The organism is Pelomonas sp. BJYL3, assembly GCF_027257975.1.
GTDB lineage: Bacteria > Pseudomonadota > Gammaproteobacteria > Burkholderiales > Burkholderiaceae_C > Roseateles_B > Roseateles_B flavus.
The window spans coordinates 624,267-640,967 of sequence record NZ_JANZKX010000003.1 but is presented as its reverse complement, the minus strand read 5'-3'; the positions used below and the strand labels follow the sequence as shown (position 1 = coordinate 640,967).

Genomic DNA, 16,701 nt, shown 5'->3' with positions numbered 1-16,701 from the left:
GGGTCATGGCGCATGAGAACGCGGGCTTCCTTCGCATCAAGGACGTCACGAAGAAGTTCGGCCCGTACACGGCCGTGGACAACGTTTCGCTGGACATCGCGAAGGGCGAGATCTTCGCCCTGCTGGGCTCTTCGGGATGCGGCAAGACGACGCTGCTGCGCATGCTGGCCGGCTTCGAGACGCTCAGCGCCGGCAGCATCACGCTCAACGGCGTGGAACTGAGTGGCATGCCGCCCTACCAGCGGCCGCTGAACATGATGTTCCAGTCGTACGCTTTGTTTCCCCACCTGACCGTGTGGGACAACATTGCCTTCGGGCTGCGACGCGATGGCTTGCCACGGGACCAGGTCGCCGAGCGAGTGGATGCCATGCTGCGTCTGGTCCAGCTGGGAAAGTTCGCAAAGCGCAAGCCGCACCAGCTCTCCGGCGGCCAGCAGCAGCGGGTGGCCTTGGCACGCAGCCTGGCCAAGCAGCCGCAGTTGCTGCTGCTCGACGAGCCGCTCGGGGCGCTCGACAAGAAGCTGCGCGAGCAGACACAGATCGAGCTGGCCAACATCATCCGGCAGGTCGGCGTCACCTGCGTCATGGTCACGCATGATCAGGAGGAAGCCATGACGCTGGCGTCGCGCATCGCGGTGATGAGCGAGGGGCGCCTGCTGCAAGTCGGTGCACCGGAGGAAATCTACGAGACCCCCTCCAGCCGCTTCGTGGCGGACTTCATCGGCAATGTGAACCTCATGCAGGGCACGGTGGCTGTTGACGAGGCGGATCACGTGATCATCGACTGCGCGGACTGCCGCCACTATGTCGGGCACGGCATCACGGGCACGCAGGGCATGGCCGTCTGGGTGGCGGTGCGTCCCGAGAAGATCCAGCTCTCGGCTCAGGCCCCGGTGGATGACTTCAACTATGCCTATGGCCGCGTGGAGTCGATGTCCTACTTTGGCAGCGTCACCCTCTACCGCATCAAGCTCGGCAGTGGCCAAGTGATCGCCGTCAGTCAGGCCAATCACGAACGCTATGCCGAGCAGTTCAGCCAGGGTGACGCCGTCTGGGCGAACTGGTCGACGACGACCCAGGTTGTGCTGACCCAATGACCATGAAACGCTTTCTTCCGCGCGGCCGCACGGCCGTGATTGGCATCCCCTATGCCTGGTTGCTGGTCTTCTTCTTCGCCCCGTTCCTGATCGTCCTGAAGTACTCGTTCTCCGAGATGGGCCTCGTGACCGTCCATGACATCGTCACGGTGTCCGACGGCGCCATCCGGCTGGTGGCGAAGTATGCCAACTACGCCTTCATCGCCACGGATGGCTGGTACTTCATGGCCTATGTCTCGAGCCTGAAGTACGCCGCGATCACGACGGTGTGCTGCCTCCTGATCGGCTATCCCTTCTCCTACTTCATGGCGCGCTCGCGGCCGACGCTGCAGCCCGCGCTGCTGATGATGGTGATGCTGCCGTTCTGGACCTCGTTCCTCTTGCGCGTGTACGCCTGGAAGGGGCTGCTTGATGAGCGCGGCTGGCTGGCCAGCGTGCTCACCTCGCTCCATGTCGACACGCTGCTGCTGGCGCTGGGGCTGATCAGTGCGCCGGGGGTCTATCTGCACACGCCGTTCTCGCTGGTGGTGGGCATGACTTACACCTACCTGCCCTTCATGATCCTGCCGCTCTACTCGAACCTGGCGAAGTTGGACTTGCGATTGCTCGAGGCGGCTGCCGACCTCGGGGCCACGCCGTGGCTGACGTTCTGGAAGGTGACCGTGCCGCTATCACGTGCCGGCATCGTCGCGGGCTCGATGCTCGTGTTCATCCCGAGCATCGGCGAGTACGTCATCCCCGAGCTGCTGGGCGGACCGCAGACGCTGATGATCGCCCGGGTGATCTGGGATGAGTTCTTCACCAACAACGACTGGCCCATGGCCTCGTCCGTGGCCGTGGTGCTGGTACTGCTCATCGTCGTGCCCCTGGCGGTCTTCAACAAGTACCAGATGCAGGCGCAGGAGCTGAAGTCATGATCCGGGCATTTCAAGGTCGTCGCGCAACGGCGGCATTGGGCAAGAGCTGGCTGGCCGGGGGGCTGCTGTTCCTGTACCTCCCCATGTTCACGCTGATCGTGTACTCCTTCAACAAGTCGCCGATGCCCGACGTATGGGGCGGCTTCACGCTGGAGTTCTACGGCAAGCTGGCCCGGGACAAGGAGCTTCTGGGCGCGCTGTGGCTGTCCCTCAAGATCGCGTTCTGGTCCGCCACACTGTCGGTGATGCTGGGCACGATGGCCGCGTTCACCCTGGTCAAGTACAAGCGCTTCTCCGGCAGGACCTTCTTCACCGGCATGGTGAACGCGCCGCTCGTGATGCCCGAGGTGATTCTGGGGCTGTCCCTGCTCCTGATGCTGGTGGCGATCCAGTCCTCCTTCGGTTTCCTCGAGCGCGGCTTTCTCACCATCCTGATCGGGCACGTCGTGCTCGGGCTCGCCTATGCGGCGGTCGTGATCTCAGCCCGCTTGCAATCGTTGAATCCGCAGCTCGAGGAAGCAGCGATGGATCTCGGGGCGCGCCCCTGGAATGTGTTTCGCCTGGTCACGCTGCCCATGATCAGCCAATCACTGGGCGCGGCCTGGTTGCTCACCTTCAGCCTGTCACTGGATGACGTGGTGACCTCGGCATTCCTGTCCGGGCCGGGCGCCACGACCTTGCCACTCGTCATCTTCTCCCGCGCCCGCCTCGGCCTCAATCCCAGCGTGAATGCCGTGGCCAGCGTGACCATCGTCGTCGTGGCGATCTGCGTCACCGTGGCCAGTGTTCTGGTGGCTCGATCAAAACGTCGGCGTACCCAAGAAATTAGTTAAGCGTCCCGAGACGATTAGTCCGGGGCAATTCCTTGCACCCTAACGGAGATCCCATGAAGACAATTCGAATGACCGCGCTGTCGGTGGCCCTGCTGATGTCCTTCGAGGCAGCGTCCGCCCAGACGCCGGGTGGACAGGATCAGTCCAAGGAAATCCAGGCGCTGCGCGCCCGGGTGGAGGAGCTCGAAAAGGAGGCCCGTGCCCGCAAGGCAGCGGCAGCGGAGGCCGCACAAGGGGCGGCCGCTCAGGAGCGGGAGCTGAACCGGCAGATGGTCAAGACGGACGCACTGGAGACGGCGCAGGAGACCAACGGCTACAAGGCGCTGAAGCTGTCCGGCTACATCGAGCCGGTGTTCATCTACAACCAGCGTCAGAACCGAGCCGGCTTCCAGTTCCTCAACCAGCAGTCGGATGGCTATGCCTATGACACCTCGTTCATGGGTTCGGCCGTTCTCGATCTGCTAAAGGAGACGGACAGCGGCACGCAGTGGCGCTTGACGCTCAGCCCCAATCGTGGCGCAGGCTCGGTCATGGACGGCAAGAGCATCATTCAAGAGGCCTCGGTGTCCATCGCCTTGGACAGCCCGGCTCGACGCCTCATCGCTGGTCAGATTCCTGACTGGTCGGGCTACGAGTACCAGCAGCCCACACTGAATCCCCTGACCAGCCACAACCTGCTGTATGACTTCACCGCGCCGGTCAGCTTTGTCGGGATCGGGTTGGATGTGAAGGTCGACAAGTGGTGGATCCGCTCGGCGCTGGCCAATGCGAACACACCGATTCGCAAGGCCAACGAGCGCTCGCCGAGCTGGGCCTTCCGCATCGACTACGCCAAGGGCGAGTTCGTCGGCTTCGGCTTCGCCAGCCTGCTGGGCAAGCAGCCCAACCTGAATACGGGCAGCAACACCATGGCCTATCTGACGGAGCTTGACGGCTTCTTCACGCGTGGGGATCTCACGCTGCAGGGCCAAATCGCCATCGGCGGTCAGCGCCAGGGAGCGATCACGCCGGACGACGATGGCACCTGGCACGACTCCCGGTGGGTGGGCATCTCTGGCTTGTTTGGCTACATGCTCACGCCGCGCCTGCAAGCGCTGGTGCGTGCTGACTACATCCAGAACGACAGCCATGGCGGGGGGCTGTTCGGCACCACCGGCCTCTCGAAGGTCAATGCCGACGGCACGATCAGCTATGGCTATGACGGCCGTAACGGCATCGGCCCGGACGTTCGAGACGACGTCTCGCGCGGCGCCAATCGCTACGCCATCACCGCCGGCCTGAAGTACGCCTTCGACAAGGCCACGACGCTCAAGGTCGAGTACCGCCTGGACGGTGCGGACCGTGCCGTGTTCAACGACGCCAAGTCGGGTGACATCAAGAAGACGAACAGCTTGCTGATTGCCTCGCTGGTAGTCGCCTTCTAGCCGCTTCCTGGCGCCGGTGCCTGGCAACCTCGAGTGAATTCGGGGGCCGGGCCGGCGCTGCCACTCCTGCCTCTGGGCAACACATGATCCAAAGCAAACTGTGGGCCGCACGGGCGGCCGAACTGCGCCCGGACGGGCGCGCCTTCATCGAGGGTCGCCGTGTCGCAGCGATCGACGGCCTTACCTTTGACCGGCAATCCCCTATCGACGGTCGGCCGCTGGGGGCTGTTGCCCGCGGGCAGGCCGCGGACATCGACGCCGCCGTTCAGAGTGCACGGCGAGCCTTCGAGGGCCGGCGCTGGGCAGGCATGCCGCCAGCGTCTCGCAAGAAGGTCCTGCACCGCTTCTCTGAACTGATCCTGGCGGCGCGCGACGAGCTGGCACTGCTGGAAACGCTCGACATGGGCAAGCCGATCCAGTACGCCCTCGAGGAGGACGTGGCCGCCACCGCGAGCTGCATCGCCTGGTATGCAGAGGCACTCGACAAGGTGTACGGCGAGATCGCACCGACGGCCGATGATGCGCTGGCGCTGATCGCCCGTGAGCCGATGGGCGTGATCGGCGCCGTTGTGCCCTGGAACTACCCGATGGTCATGGCGGCCTGGAAGCTCGGTCCCGCACTGGCCGCGGGCAACAGCGTGGTGCTCAAGCCCAGTGAGAAGAGCCCGCTGACGGCCATGCGCCTGGCCGAGCTGGCCATGGAGGCCGGCTTGCCGCCGGGGGTGTTCAACGTGGTGCCTGGTTTCGGCCACGAGGCGGGCGAAGCGTTGGCCTTGCACATGGATGTCGATGCCATCGGCTTCACGGGGTCGACCCGTGTCGGACGTCTCATGCTCGCCTATGCAGGTCAAAGCAATCTCAAGCGCGTCTACAACGAGCTGGGAGGCAAGTCCGCGGTGCTGGTCTTTGATGACCACAAGGACCTCGAGCGCGCGGCGCGCACGGTGGCGGGCAGCATGTTCTACAACCAGGGGGAGAGCTGCAATGCGCCGTCCCGGGTGCTGGTGCAGGCGGACATCGCGGAGGACTTCGTCCAACTCCTGGCCGCCGAGGCACGCAGTTTCGCGCCGGGTGATCCGCTGGACCCCGAGACCGAGCTGGGCGCCCTCGTGGATGAGCAGCAGCTGCGGACCGTTCTTGGCTATCTGGCGGCTGGGCGAGAGGCCGGGGCCCGCTGTGTGACTGGCGGCGAGCAGGCACGCCAGGACAGCGGTGGCTACTACGTGCAGCCCACCATCTTCGACGGGGTGACCAATTCGATGAAGATCGCACGCGAGGAGATTTTCGGACCGGTGATGAGCGTCCTTCGATTCCAGAGCGAGGAAGAGGCGATTGCCCTGGCCAATGACACGCCCTACGGCTTGCAGGCGAGCGTCTGGAGCCACGACCTCAACCGGGCCCACCGGGTGTCCCGGGCGCTGCGTGCCGGGACGGTTCACGTGAACCAGTACGACGAGGACGACATCACGGTGCCGTTCGGCGGCTACAAGCAAAGTGGCAACGGGCGCGACAAGAGCCTGCACGCCTTCGAGAAGTACACCGAGCTGAAAACCACCTGGATCAGTCTCGATTGAAGTGCTGGCCTGCCACGCGGGAGGAGCCAATGCATCGAGGGGGCCGCTGAGGCCCCCTCGACGCTTGGTGGATTCAGCATCAGGAGGTGCCAAGCCCATCAGCCGCTATCCCTTGCCGGTCTGGTTCAGGGGCCGGGATTCACCCCCGCAGCTTCTCCCGCATCTGGTAGTACCACATGCCGACCGCCAGCAGCGGGTTACCCAGGGCGCGACCGAAGGGCACCGAGATATGTCGGCACAAGGCGAAGGTGTCGAAGCGACCGAGCGTGCCGGTGATGGCCTCGGCCATGATTTCCCCCATCACATGGCTGGTGGCGACGCCATGGCCCGAGTAGCCCTGGCAGTACCAGACGTTCTCGGAGAGCTTGCCCAGTTGCGGGATCCGATTGATGACGATGCCCATGGCGCAGGTCCATTCGAAGTCGATGCGCACGCCCTTGAGCTGGGGGAACGTCTGCTCGATGGCCGGGCGCAGCTCAGCGGCGACGTCCCGGGAGTCACGTCCCGAGTAGTTGGCGCCGCCCCCGAACAGCAGTCGCCCCTCGGGCGTGAACCGGTAGTAGTCCAGCACGAAGCGGCAGTCGTAGACGGCGAAGTTTCTCGGATTGAGCGTCTGGGCCAGGGGCCCCAGTGGCTCCGTCGTCACGATGCCGCCCATCGCTGGGAAGATCATCCCGCCGAGCTTGCGGCGCTCCAGCTGGTGGTGCACATCGCCGGCCAGTAGAACCTGGCGGGCATGAATCCGGCCATGGCGTGTGACCAACATCGGCCGTGGGCCGTGCGTGATCTCGAGGACTTCGGTGTGCTCGAAAATGCGCACGCCCAGCGAGGCGGCAGCGCGGGCCTCGCCGATGCACAGATTCAGCGGATGCAGATGCAGGTTGCGCATGTTGCGGATCGCGCCGACGTAGCGTTCGCTGGCCAGGTGCTCCCGCACGCCGGCGGCATCCAGCAAGGCCACGTCGCTACTCATGCCGCGCTGCTGCGCCTCGTCGAAGGCACGCTGCAGATCGGCCATGTGCGCGGGCGTCATCGCTGCATGCAGATGGCCGTCGCGCAGGTCGCAGGAGATGCCGTACCTCGCGACCCGGGCGCGGATGATGTCGTGGCCCCGCCAGCGCAGGTGCCAGATGAAGTCATCCACCTCGCGGCCGAGCCGGCGCTGCATCTGCCGGCGCATGGCAGCATCGCCCGAGAGGCTGCCGGTGACTTGGCCGCCATTGCGGCCGCTGGCGCCCCAGCCGATGCGGTGTGTTTCCACCAGCGCGACTGTGAGCCCGCGCTCGGCGAGTTCCACTGCGGTGGCGACACCCGTGAAGCCTCCACCGATGATGGCCACGTCGACCGTCGCGTGGCCTTCCAGTGTGGGATAGCGGGTCTCCTCCTGCAATGTAGCGGTGTAGTACGTGGGCGCCCGGTCGCGGGCGGCCCTGGCATGCAGGGGCTTGGTGATCGTGTCCATGGGCGTCCTGGGAATGGCGAGGGGCTGCGCGTTCATGCTTGGTGCATGTACCAGCGCCAGTCCTGCTCGCCGACTTCGCTCATGTACTGACGGTACTCTTCCCGCTTGATGGCCAGGTAGACGCGCATGAAGTCCTCACCAAAGCGCTCGCGGGCCCACGCAGAGTCGTCCAGCGCGTCGAGCGCGCTCAGCCAGTCGGTCGGCAACAAGCGATGAGTCTGTGCATAGCCATTGCCTTCTACGGCGGGGCCCGGGTCCATGCGCTGCAGAATGCCGTCATGGGCAGCGGCAATGATCGCCGCCGCCGCCAGATAGGGGTTGGCATCAGCGCCACAGACGCGATGCTCGACGTGACGGCTCTCCTGCGGGCCTCCGGGAACCCGCAGACTCACCGTCCGGTTGTCCACACCCCAGGAGGGCGTGAGCGGCGCATAGCTGTGGGCCTGAAAGCGGCGGAAAGAGTTGGCGTTCGGGCAGAACATCAGGAGCGAGTCGAGCAGGAAGTGCTTCATGCCGCCGACCGCCTGGCGCAGCAAGGGCGAGCCCGCCTTGTCCTCGGCTGCAAAGAGGTTGCGACCGCTGCGGTCCGCCACGCTGATGTGCATGTGCATGCCCGATCCCGCCAGGTCGGCAAAGGGCTTGGCCATGAAGCAGGCTCGCATGCCGTGGGCATGGGCGACACCCTTGACGAGGCGCTTGTACCGCACGGCCTGGTCCATCGCCTCCAGCGCCGGTCCGTGTTCGAGCGTGATCTCAACCTGCCCGGGCGCGTACTCCGAGATGGCGGTGCGAGCGGGCAGTCCCTGCGCCCGGCAAGCCCCATACAGCGACGCCAGGAAGGGCTCGATCTGCTCCAGCTCTCGCAGCCCGTAGACCTGGGTTTGGCGAGGGCGACCTCCATCTGAATCGAGGGCAGGACGAGGGCGGCCTTGGGCGTCGTCGCACGCATCGAGCAGGTAGAACTCAAGCTCGCAGGCCATCACCGGGTAGAAGCCATCCGCGTGTGCCGCCGTGACCACCCGCTTCAGCACATGCCGAGGGTCCGCCGCGACGGCGGGCAAGCCCTCGGTGGGATGCATCTGTACCTGCACGGCGCCGGTCGGCATTTGCCGCCAGGGAAGGCGCACCAGGCTGCCGGGGAGGGGGTAGGCACGGCAGTCGATATCGCCGACGTCCCACACGAGTCCGCTGCCCTCGGTGTCCTCGCCCTTGAGCGAGAGGTTCATGATGGCGCTGGGCAGCGGGCGCCCGGTGCGGTAGACGGCGAGCAGCTCGTCTCGGTGGAGCAGCTTGCCGCGCGGTACGCCGGCGGCGTCCAGGATGAAAAGTTCGAAGAGGTGGATGTCGGGATTCTGGTCCAGGAAGTCGAGCGCTTCCTGCTCGATGGCGAAGGTCATGGGGATCTCTCCAATGCGGCGGAGCGCGCACCAGCGCGCTGCACGCCCGCGGACGGGATGGCAGCCCGGGCTCGGGTACGAGACCGGGCAGAGAGCCGGCGGCTTGGGTGCCGGCCTACACGCCGAGCGCGGCATGCGGAGGGCGCGCATGCCGGCAGTGGTAGAGGGACCAGAAGTCCAGGTCGACGCCGACCCGCAGCCCCGGGCGAGCCGCCTGCCGCGTATGTGATGGCATCGACACGCGGGCTCGCACACGCTGTGGCACTGGCGGCGTCGCACGCGAGCGCAGGCCGCGGCGGTGGTCCGAGAGGGCGAGCGTCATGTCGATGGCGTCAATGGCAGCTGCGGCAGGTGCCGCTGCGGCTACAGGGGATGGGACAGGAGCTTCAGCGCGCGTACCAGCCGACGACGCCTGGGCGCAGATTGATGTTCACCTGCTTGACCTGCTGATACTCCTGAAGGCCGTAGATGCCGAGGTCACGGCCGTAGCCGCTCATCTTGTAGCCGCCCCAGGGGGCCTCGTTGAAGGTCGGGTTGTAGCAGTTGATCCAGGTGATGCCGGCCCGCAGCTCCTTCATCACGCGCAAGGCACGTGCGCCGTCCGCGGTGAACACGCCGCCGGCCAGGCCGTAAATCGTGTCGTTGGCCATGGCAATGGCCGCGGCTTCGGAGTCGAAGGTCTGCACGGTCACGACAGGGCCGAACACTTCCTCTCGGACGATGTCCATGTCGGGCCGGCACTGGTCGAAGATCGTCGGGCGCACAAAGAAGCCCTTCGCGCAGTCGCCTTCCGTGTAGCGGCTGCCCCCGCAGACCAACCGTGCCCCTTGGGCCTTGGCGGTCTCGATGTAGCCCAGCACCTTGTCAAGCTGGGCCTGAGACACGAGGGCACCCAGGTCCGGGTTCTCCAGCCCTGGCCCGATGGTCATGGCGTTGGCCCTCTCTGCCAGTCGTGCGACAAAGCGATCGGCGATGCGGCGCTCCACCAGCAGCCGTGAGCCGGCCGAGCAGACCTGCCCCTGGTTGAAGAAGACGCCGATCATGGCCCATTCGACGGCGCCTTCGAGGTCCGCGTCGGCGAAGACGATGTTGGGGGACTTGCCGCCCAGCTCCAGCCCCACCTTCTTCAGATTGCCAACCGCTGCCGTGGCGATGGTCTGGCCCGTGCGGGTGCTGCCCGTGAAGGTGATCATGTCGACATCGTGGCTTTGCGCCAGCTCCTGGCCGGCCGCCGGCCCGGTGCCCAGCACGAGATTGGCCGTGCCAGGCGGCAGGCCCACCTGCTCGAAGATCTCGAACAGAGCGATGGCGGACAGCGGTGTCAGCTCGCTGGGCTTGAAGACCACGCTGTTGCCGGCTGCCAGCGCGGGAGCGAGCTTGCCGGCCGCCATCAGCAGCGGGTAGTTCCACGGCGTGATGAGGCCGCACACGCCGATGGGCTCGTGCAACGAGTAGGCATGCATGGGGCCGAAGCCGTCCCCCACTTCGTAGATGCCGCCCTGGGGCTTGCCGATCAGGCCGGCGTAGTAGCGGAAGCAGGCGGCCGCATCGTCGACGTCCGAGCGGGCCTCTCGCAGCGGCTTGCCGTTGTCGAGGCAGTCGATCCGGGCGAGTTCGTCCGCCCTTGCCTTGATGGCGTCCGCCACGGCGAATAGCAGCTCGGCGCGCCGCGGCCCGCTCATGCGCCGCCAGGTGCCGTGGCCGTAGAAGGCTTCGCGCGCTGCGGCAATGGCCTGCTTCGTGTCCTCGACCTGGCTGTCCGCGACTCGCGCGAGGACCTGGCCGTTGGCGGGATTGATCACCTCCCGCGTGCCCCCCGCCAAGGCTGGTTGCCAGGCGCCGTTGATGTAGTTCTGGTGAGTCTGCATGAAGCGCTCCGTTCAGGCGATGTAGACCTTGCGCAGGGTCTCGGTCACGATCCAGCGCGTTGCGGTGCCGGCTTCGAGCCGGCCCAGTACACCGGGCTTGAGTTCCAGCGGCGGACGGCCGTCCGCAAACGCCACCGTGGCGCGACCGGACAGCACGATGAAGAACTCGTCCACCTCGATGTCCGTGCTGATGCTCGGTGTGAGCTCCCACACGCCGATCGTGCGGCTGCCCATTTGCCCGAGCTGGGCGGACCCCACGCGGGGTGTGCCGGCCAGCGTCTGCTCGGGCGGCAGGGTGCGGTAGCTCAGGGGCAGCTCCGCTGCTTCGATGCAACAGTTGGCCAGCAGTTCAAGTTCGCTGCGCATGCTCAGTGACTCCTGTGTTTGGGATGAGGGGGATGGGGCTGAATCAGGAATCGAAGCCGAGCCCCAAGGCGTCCAGCGTGCGCAGCAACAGGTTGCGTTTGCCGTCGCGGTGGTCCGCTCGGTTGAGAGACCAGCGAACAGCCTGAATCGTCGGGTAGGCGATGGGCTCCGGCGGGAAGGGCAGCGGGACTTCACGGACCATGCGAAGTCGGGTGCGCTCCGTGTCGCGGCCCTCCACCTTGTCCAGCAGCACATTGGCAGCGAAGCGCGTGGCGCCAACGCCCAGCCCCGTGAAGCCGGCGGCATAGGCCACCTTGCCGCCGAATGCCAGCGTGTAGAACGCGCAGAAGCGCGTCGAGGTGTCGATTGCGCCGCCCCAGCGGTGCGTGAAGCGCAGTCCCTGCAACTGGGGGAAGGTGGTGAAGAAGTGACTCGCCAGCTTCTCGAAGGAGACTGGACGGTTGTCGTACTTGGGGTCCACCGTGCCGCAGAAGTAGTAGACCGCGTCATAGCCCCCGAACAGGATCCGGTTGCTGCGGGTGATCCGGTAGTAGTGGAACTGGTTGGCCATGTCGCCGATACCCTGGCGGTTCTTCCAGCCGATCGACGCCAGCTGCGCCGGGCTCAGCGGCTCGGACATCAGCACATAGTCATACACCGGGATGGTGTGCAGCCGGTAGCGCATCAGCAGCGAGGGGAAGGCGTTGGTTGCCAGGACCACGCGTCCTGCTGTGACGCTGCCTTCGGCGGTGCTCACGCGCATGCCCTTGCCGACTTCCTGCAGGCCCTTGGCCGGCGAGTTCTCAAACAGTCGCACACCCAGCTGGCCCGCCACGCGGGCCAGCCCGACCACCAGCTTGCCGGGATGCACCATGGCGGTGGTGTTGCGGCGCCAGTGGCCGGACAGGAAAGTCGGCGAATCGACCTCTGCGCGGATGCGCTCGGCGCTTAGGTAGTCAGGGCCCCGCAGCGCCTCGTCCTGGTAGGGCTCTACGGCGACGGTCAGCACGCCCGTGCGCTCGAAGTCGCAGTCGATGCCATAGCGCTTGAGCGTCGCCTCGAACTCGTCGAGGTTCTGGTGACCCAAGGCTTCCAGCTGGTCGAACTCCTCGGGCCAGCGGGTGCGCCCGTTTTCCTCGCCGTGCGTGATGCTGTGATCGCAGAAGCCGCCGTTGCGGCCGGAGGCCGACCATCCGAAGGAATGCCCCTCGAGCAGGATCACGCTGCGCTGGGGCTCCCGCTCCTTGGCGAGGATGGCCGTCCACAGCCCGAGGAAGCCGCCGCCCACGATGACCAGATCAGCCTGCTCATCGCCTTGCAGGGTGGGGTAGCTCGGCCGCTCGCCGACGTCGTCGAGCCAGAAGGGGCGGTTGACGCTGCCCTCCAGCGAGGCCTTGATGACGGAGTCAGGCGGAGCAAGTCGTTCGAAGACGGTGGGTTTCATGAATGTGCAAAGGTTCAAAAGGGGGCGCCAGATGGCTGCGTCAGGATCGACCGAGAGACCGGTGTCAGGCCGCGAAGCCCGAGTTGAGGGCAGTCCTCAACCTTTGCCGGCCACTCAGCGCCACGGCAGGTGCCAGACGCGTGCGGCCACCTCGCGGCGGCGAGGCAGGAGAGGATGGGCGCGGGAGTCCATAGGCAGGGGGCGTCGGTGCCGGTTCACAGGCGTCGCGGGAGGTCGGCCCAGCGCAAGGGGGCGCGGGAGGCGGTGCCGATACGGTAGATGCGGGGCTTGCGCGTGTCTGTCCGCTGGCGGGATGACAGACAGGCCCGCTGTGCGGGTTGAAGTGACCGATCTGCTGCGCCGAGCGGGGCAGTCGGGGAGTCGCTGAGCGCTGGACTGGACCTTAGCGCTGGTGCGCCTCGATGAGGACGTCGCGGAAGATCTGTGCGGCCCGGGAGAGGGCGGGGGCGCGGCGATGCACACACGAGAAGCGACAGCTGTAGTTCAGCGTTCGCGGGGCCACGGCCCTCATCTGGCCTCTTTGCACGAAGGTGTCGGCATAGTGGTCCGGCAGGAAGCCGACGAAGCCTCCCGACAGCACCAGGGTGGCGACGCCCTCCTGGTCAGAGGCCGTGGCCTCGCGAGTGAGGCGGTGCTCATGCGCCAGCATCATGTTCGGCGAGTGATAGCCCAGGCCGGCCAGCGCCTGGGTGCCCAGGTCCTTCCAGCCGGGCGTTTGACGCCCCGGCGCAAACCAGGGGTGACCGGGAGCGGCGTATAGCTTCATGACCTCGTCGAAGAGCTCGTCGTAGGCCAGGCTCTCGGAGCGCCGGTGCTCGGGAATGATGCCCAGCAGGAACTGTCCCCCCATGACGCCTTGCTCGATCATCGTGATGGAGCCGACATGCAGGTGCAGCTCGACCTCCGGCGCCACGTCCCGGAAGCGTGCGATGGCCTGCGGGATGCGAGCCGCCGGATTGGTGGCCGTCTTCTCGAACAGTGCCACGTGCAGTTCGCCCCCCAATCCCCGATGAATGTCGTGCAGGCTGCTGCGGAAGGACTCGGTGGCCGACAGCAGGTGCTCCGCGGCGGCATAGACGCGCTCGCCCTCCGGGCTCAGTGCGAACCCTGCTCGGCCCCGGCGGCATAGCACGAGGCCGAGGCGTTCCTCCAGGTCCTTGATGTGCCGGCTGATGGTCGACATCGCGATGTTCAGCTCCAGCTCGGCCGCGGCCATGCCGCCGCAGTCCGCCACCGCCTTGAAGACGCGCAGCAGCCGCAGATCGATGTCGCTGACGCGCCCTAGCAGGGCTTTGGACTTAGGTTGCATAAAGCGTCAAGTGAAGTGGTGTATCGAGTCATTTTATTGAATAACAAGTTCCATGAGGATCACGCCCATCGTTGCCTGTCAACCCTTTGACCGACCCCCTGGAGATCCCGCCATGAGCACCGACGTCCTTTGGACCCCACCCCGCCCTCAGCGGGACCCCGCCCACCTCGCCACGCATTGGATGGCTTTCACCGGCAATCGCGAGTTCAAGGCGAACGCCCGACTCATCACGTCCGCGCAGGGCAACTACTACAAGTCGGATGATGGCCGGGACATCTTTGACGGCCTGTCGGGGCTGTGGTGCACGGGCCTGGGGCATGCCCGCCGGGAGATCGTCGAGGCCGTCGCTCAGCAGGTGGGCACCCTGGACTACTCGCCCGCGTTTCAGTTCGCGCATCCCCTGTCGTTTGAGCTGGCCAATCGCATCGTTGAGCGCATGCCCGCCGGGCTCAATCGCGTGTTCTTCACCGGATCGGGCTCTGAGTCAGCGGATACCTCGCTGAAGATGGCCCGCGCCTACTGGCGACTCAAGGGGCAGCCGGGCAAGACGCGGCTCATCGGGCGAAGCAAGGGCTATCACGGTGTCAACTTTGGTGGCATCTCGGTCGGGGGCATTGCCGCCAACCGCAAGCTCTACGGGCAAGGTGTCGAGGCCGACCACCTCCCCCACACCCAGCCGCCCGCAGGCAGCTTCTTCCGGGGCATGCCGACCGAAGGCGCGCATCTGGCTGACGACCTCCTGAACCTGATCCAGCTGCACGATGCCTCCAACATCGCTGCCGTCATCGTCGAACCCTTCTCTGGATCGGCCGGTGTGGTGGTGCCACCGGTGGGCTATCTGCAGCGCCTGCGGGAGCTCTGCACGGCACACAACATCCTGCTGATCTTTGACGAGGTCATCACCGGCTTCGGTCGCACCGGACATTGGACGGGGGCCGAGGCCTTCGGGGTGACGCCGGACATCATCAACGTCGCCAAGCAAGTCACCAACGGCGCGCAGCCGCTGGGCGCCGTCATCGCCCGGCAGGAGATCTACGACACCTTCATGGCTGCAGGCGGGCCGGACTACCTCCTCGAGTTCCCGCATGGCTACACCTACTCGGCGCACCCGGTGGCCTGCGCCGCAGCACTGGCGACGCTCGACCTGCTCGAGAAGGACGACGCCCTGGCCCGCGTTCGCGAACTGTCCCCCCGCCTCGAATCGGCCGTGCATGGTCTGAAGGGTGTCCGGCATGTGGCGGACGTCCGCAATTTCGGTCTGGCGGCCGGCATCACCGTCGACAGTGCGCCCGGCGAGCCAGCACGCCGGCCCTACGAGGTGGCGATGGCGATGTACGAGAAAGGCTTCTACGTGCGCTATGGCGGCGACACCCTGCAGCTTGCCCCCCCCTTCACCAGCACCCCCGAGGAAATCGACCGCCTGGTGGACGCCCTCGGCCAGACCCTGCACGAAACCCGCTGATCCCCCACGAGTCCCCCACCATGACTGAAGCACGAACTGTCCAGCACCTCATCGATGGCCGCCTGCAGGCGGGCGGCCAGCGCCACGCCGATGTATTCGATCCCTCCACGGGTCATCCTGTCGCCAGGGTGGCGCTCGCGGATGCGCCGACCGTGGAGGCCGCCATCGCCGCTGCGCAGCGGGCGCTGCCTGCCTGGAAGGCCACGCCTCCGCTCAAGCGCGCCCGTGTCATGTCCCGCCTGAAGCAGCTGCTGGAGGACAACGCCGCCCGCATTTGCGAGCTGATCACGCTGGAGCACGGCAAGGTCCTGGCCGACAGCATGGGCGAACTGCAGCGCGGTATCGAGAACGTGGAGTACGCGAGCTATGCGCCCGAGCTGCTGAAGGGTGAGCACAGCCGGCAGGTCGGCCCCGGCATCGACGCCTGGAGTGAGCATCAGGCAATTGGTGTGGCTGCTGGCATCACGCCATTCAACTTCCCTGTCATGGTGCCGCTGTGGATGTGGCCCATGGCCGTCGCCTGCGGCAACACCTTTGTGCTCAAGCCCTCCGAACGCGCGCCCTCTAGCGCCTTGCTCGTCGCTGAACTGGCCCTTGAAGCGGGCCTGCCGCCCGGCGTGCTGAATGTCGTCCAGGGCGACAAGGAAGCCGTGGATGTGCTTCTGACGGACCCCCGCGTCAAGGCGGTCAGCTTTGTGGGGTCGACGCCGGTCGCCGAAGCCATCTATGCAACCGGGACGGCCCACGGCAAGCGCGTGCAGGCGCTGGGTGGCGCGAAGAACCATGCGGTGGTGATGCCGGATGCCGATCTGCCCAACACCATCAGCGCGTTGATGGGGGCGGCGTATGGCTCTTGCGGCGAGCGCTGCATGGCCGTGCCGCTGATCGTCGCGGTCGGTCCGGTGACGGGGGATGCCATCGTCCGGGGGCTGGTCGCGGAGATTGCAAAGATGAAGGTCGGCCCCGGTCGCCACCCGGAGAACGACATGGGCCCCCTCGTGACGCAGGCCCATCTGGCCAAGGTGCGAAGCTATGTCGACCAAGGCGTGGCGGAGGGTGCCACGCTCGTTGTCGACGGCCGAGGCATCGAGGTGCCTGGCCATGCGGAGGGCTACTTCCTCGGCCCCTGCCTCTTTGACCACGTCAAGCCGGGCATGCGGATCTACCAGGAGGAGATTTTCGGGCCGGTGCTCGGCGTGGTGCGCGTGGACTCCCTGGAGCAGGCCATGGCACTGATCGATGCTCATGAGTACGGCAATGGCACCTGCATCTTCACGCGGGACGGCGAGGCCGCGCGCCACTTCACGGACCACATCGAGGTGGGCATGGTGGGTGTCAACGTGCCGCTGCCGGTGCCCGTGGCGTACCACTCCTTCGGCGGCTGGAAGCGCTCACTCTTCGGCGACCTGCATGCCTACGGTCCCGACGCCGTGCGCTTCTACACGCGGCGCAAGGCCATCACGCAGCGCTGGCCGAGCGCCGGTGTGCGCGAAGGTGCGGTCTTCAGCTTCCCGTCCAGTCGCTGAG

13 protein-coding genes are annotated in these 16,701 nt (G+C 66.2%); 7 read left to right on the top strand and 6 right to left on the bottom strand.

All coding sequences use genetic code 11. The features are described from left to right. Nucleotides 1–5 precede the first annotated feature (5 nt). The 5 genes from O9Y01_RS12530 (at nt 6) to O9Y01_RS12510 (ending at nt 5,845) form a co-directional block, all read left to right on the top strand. Nucleotides 6–1,097, top strand: a complete 1,092-nt coding sequence (locus tag O9Y01_RS12530; RefSeq protein WP_269631918.1) for an ABC transporter ATP-binding protein — start codon at nt 6–8, stop codon at nt 1,095–1,097. A 2-nt stretch (nt 1,098–1,099) separates the two neighbouring features. Continuing rightward, nucleotides 1,100–2,014 carry an ABC transporter permease gene (locus O9Y01_RS12525; protein ID WP_269631917.1) on the top strand — a complete coding sequence of 305 codons (915 nt, stop codon included), beginning with the start codon at nt 1,100–1,102 and terminating at the stop codon, nt 2,012–2,014. Further along, on the top strand, nt 2,011–2,847 hold the full coding sequence (locus O9Y01_RS12520; RefSeq protein WP_269631916.1) for an ABC transporter permease: 837 nt from the start codon (nt 2,011–2,013) through the stop codon (nt 2,845–2,847). Before O9Y01_RS12525 ends, O9Y01_RS12520 begins: the two co-directional genes overlap by 4 nt. A 68-nt stretch (nt 2,848–2,915) precedes the next feature. Then, a complete protein-coding gene (locus O9Y01_RS12515; RefSeq protein WP_269631915.1) occupies nt 2,916–4,271 on the top strand; it encodes a DUF3138 family protein in 1,356 nt (451 codons plus the stop codon). Between the two features lie 83 nt (nt 4,272–4,354). After that, entirely contained in the window at nt 4,355–5,845 is a 1,491-nt protein-coding gene (locus O9Y01_RS12510; RefSeq protein WP_269631914.1) for an aldehyde dehydrogenase, read from the top strand. 139 nt (nt 5,846–5,984) lie between these two features. Here O9Y01_RS12510 and O9Y01_RS12505 read toward each other — a convergent pair whose 3' ends face one another. The 6 genes from O9Y01_RS12505 to O9Y01_RS12480 form a co-directional block, all read right to left on the bottom strand. Beyond that, nucleotides 5,985–7,307: an NAD(P)/FAD-dependent oxidoreductase gene (locus tag O9Y01_RS12505; RefSeq protein ID WP_269631913.1), complete on the bottom strand. Its 1,323-nt coding sequence runs from the start codon at nt 7,305–7,307 to the stop codon at nt 5,985–5,987. Between the two features lie 32 nt (nt 7,308–7,339). Then, nucleotides 7,340–8,704, bottom strand: coding sequence for a glutamine synthetase family protein (locus tag O9Y01_RS12500; protein ID WP_269631912.1), 1,365 nt, complete (start codon nt 8,702–8,704; stop codon nt 7,340–7,342). Nucleotides 8,705–9,090: 386 nt separating this feature from the next. Further along, nucleotides 9,091–10,572 carry an aldehyde dehydrogenase family protein gene (locus tag O9Y01_RS12495; RefSeq protein WP_269631911.1) on the bottom strand — a complete coding sequence of 494 codons (1,482 nt, stop codon included), beginning with the start codon at nt 10,570–10,572 and terminating at the stop codon, nt 9,091–9,093. Between the two features lie 12 nt (nt 10,573–10,584). Further along, on the bottom strand, nt 10,585–10,938 hold the full coding sequence (locus tag O9Y01_RS12490) for a cupin domain-containing protein (RefSeq protein WP_269631910.1): 354 nt from the start codon (nt 10,936–10,938) through the stop codon (nt 10,585–10,587). Between the two features lie 43 nt (nt 10,939–10,981). Next, on the bottom strand, nt 10,982–12,382 hold the full coding sequence (locus O9Y01_RS12485; protein WP_269631909.1) for an NAD(P)/FAD-dependent oxidoreductase: 1,401 nt from the start codon (nt 12,380–12,382) through the stop codon (nt 10,982–10,984). A gap of 403 nt (nt 12,383–12,785) precedes the next feature. Beyond that, nucleotides 12,786–13,712 (bottom strand): LysR family transcriptional regulator, encoded by a 927-nt coding sequence (locus O9Y01_RS12480; RefSeq protein ID WP_269631907.1) that lies wholly within the window; start codon nt 13,710–13,712, stop codon nt 12,786–12,788. Nucleotides 13,713–13,824: 112 nt separating this feature from the next. Between O9Y01_RS12480 and O9Y01_RS12475 the strand changes: the two genes are divergently transcribed. Then, on the top strand, nt 13,825–15,174 hold the full coding sequence (locus O9Y01_RS12475) for an aspartate aminotransferase family protein (protein WP_269631906.1): 1,350 nt from the start codon (nt 13,825–13,827) through the stop codon (nt 15,172–15,174). Between the two features lie 20 nt (nt 15,175–15,194). Further along, nucleotides 15,195–16,700 (top strand): CoA-acylating methylmalonate-semialdehyde dehydrogenase, encoded by a 1,506-nt coding sequence (locus O9Y01_RS12470; protein WP_269631905.1) that lies wholly within the window; start codon nt 15,195–15,197, stop codon nt 16,698–16,700. Nucleotide 16,701: the final 1 nt, after the last annotated feature.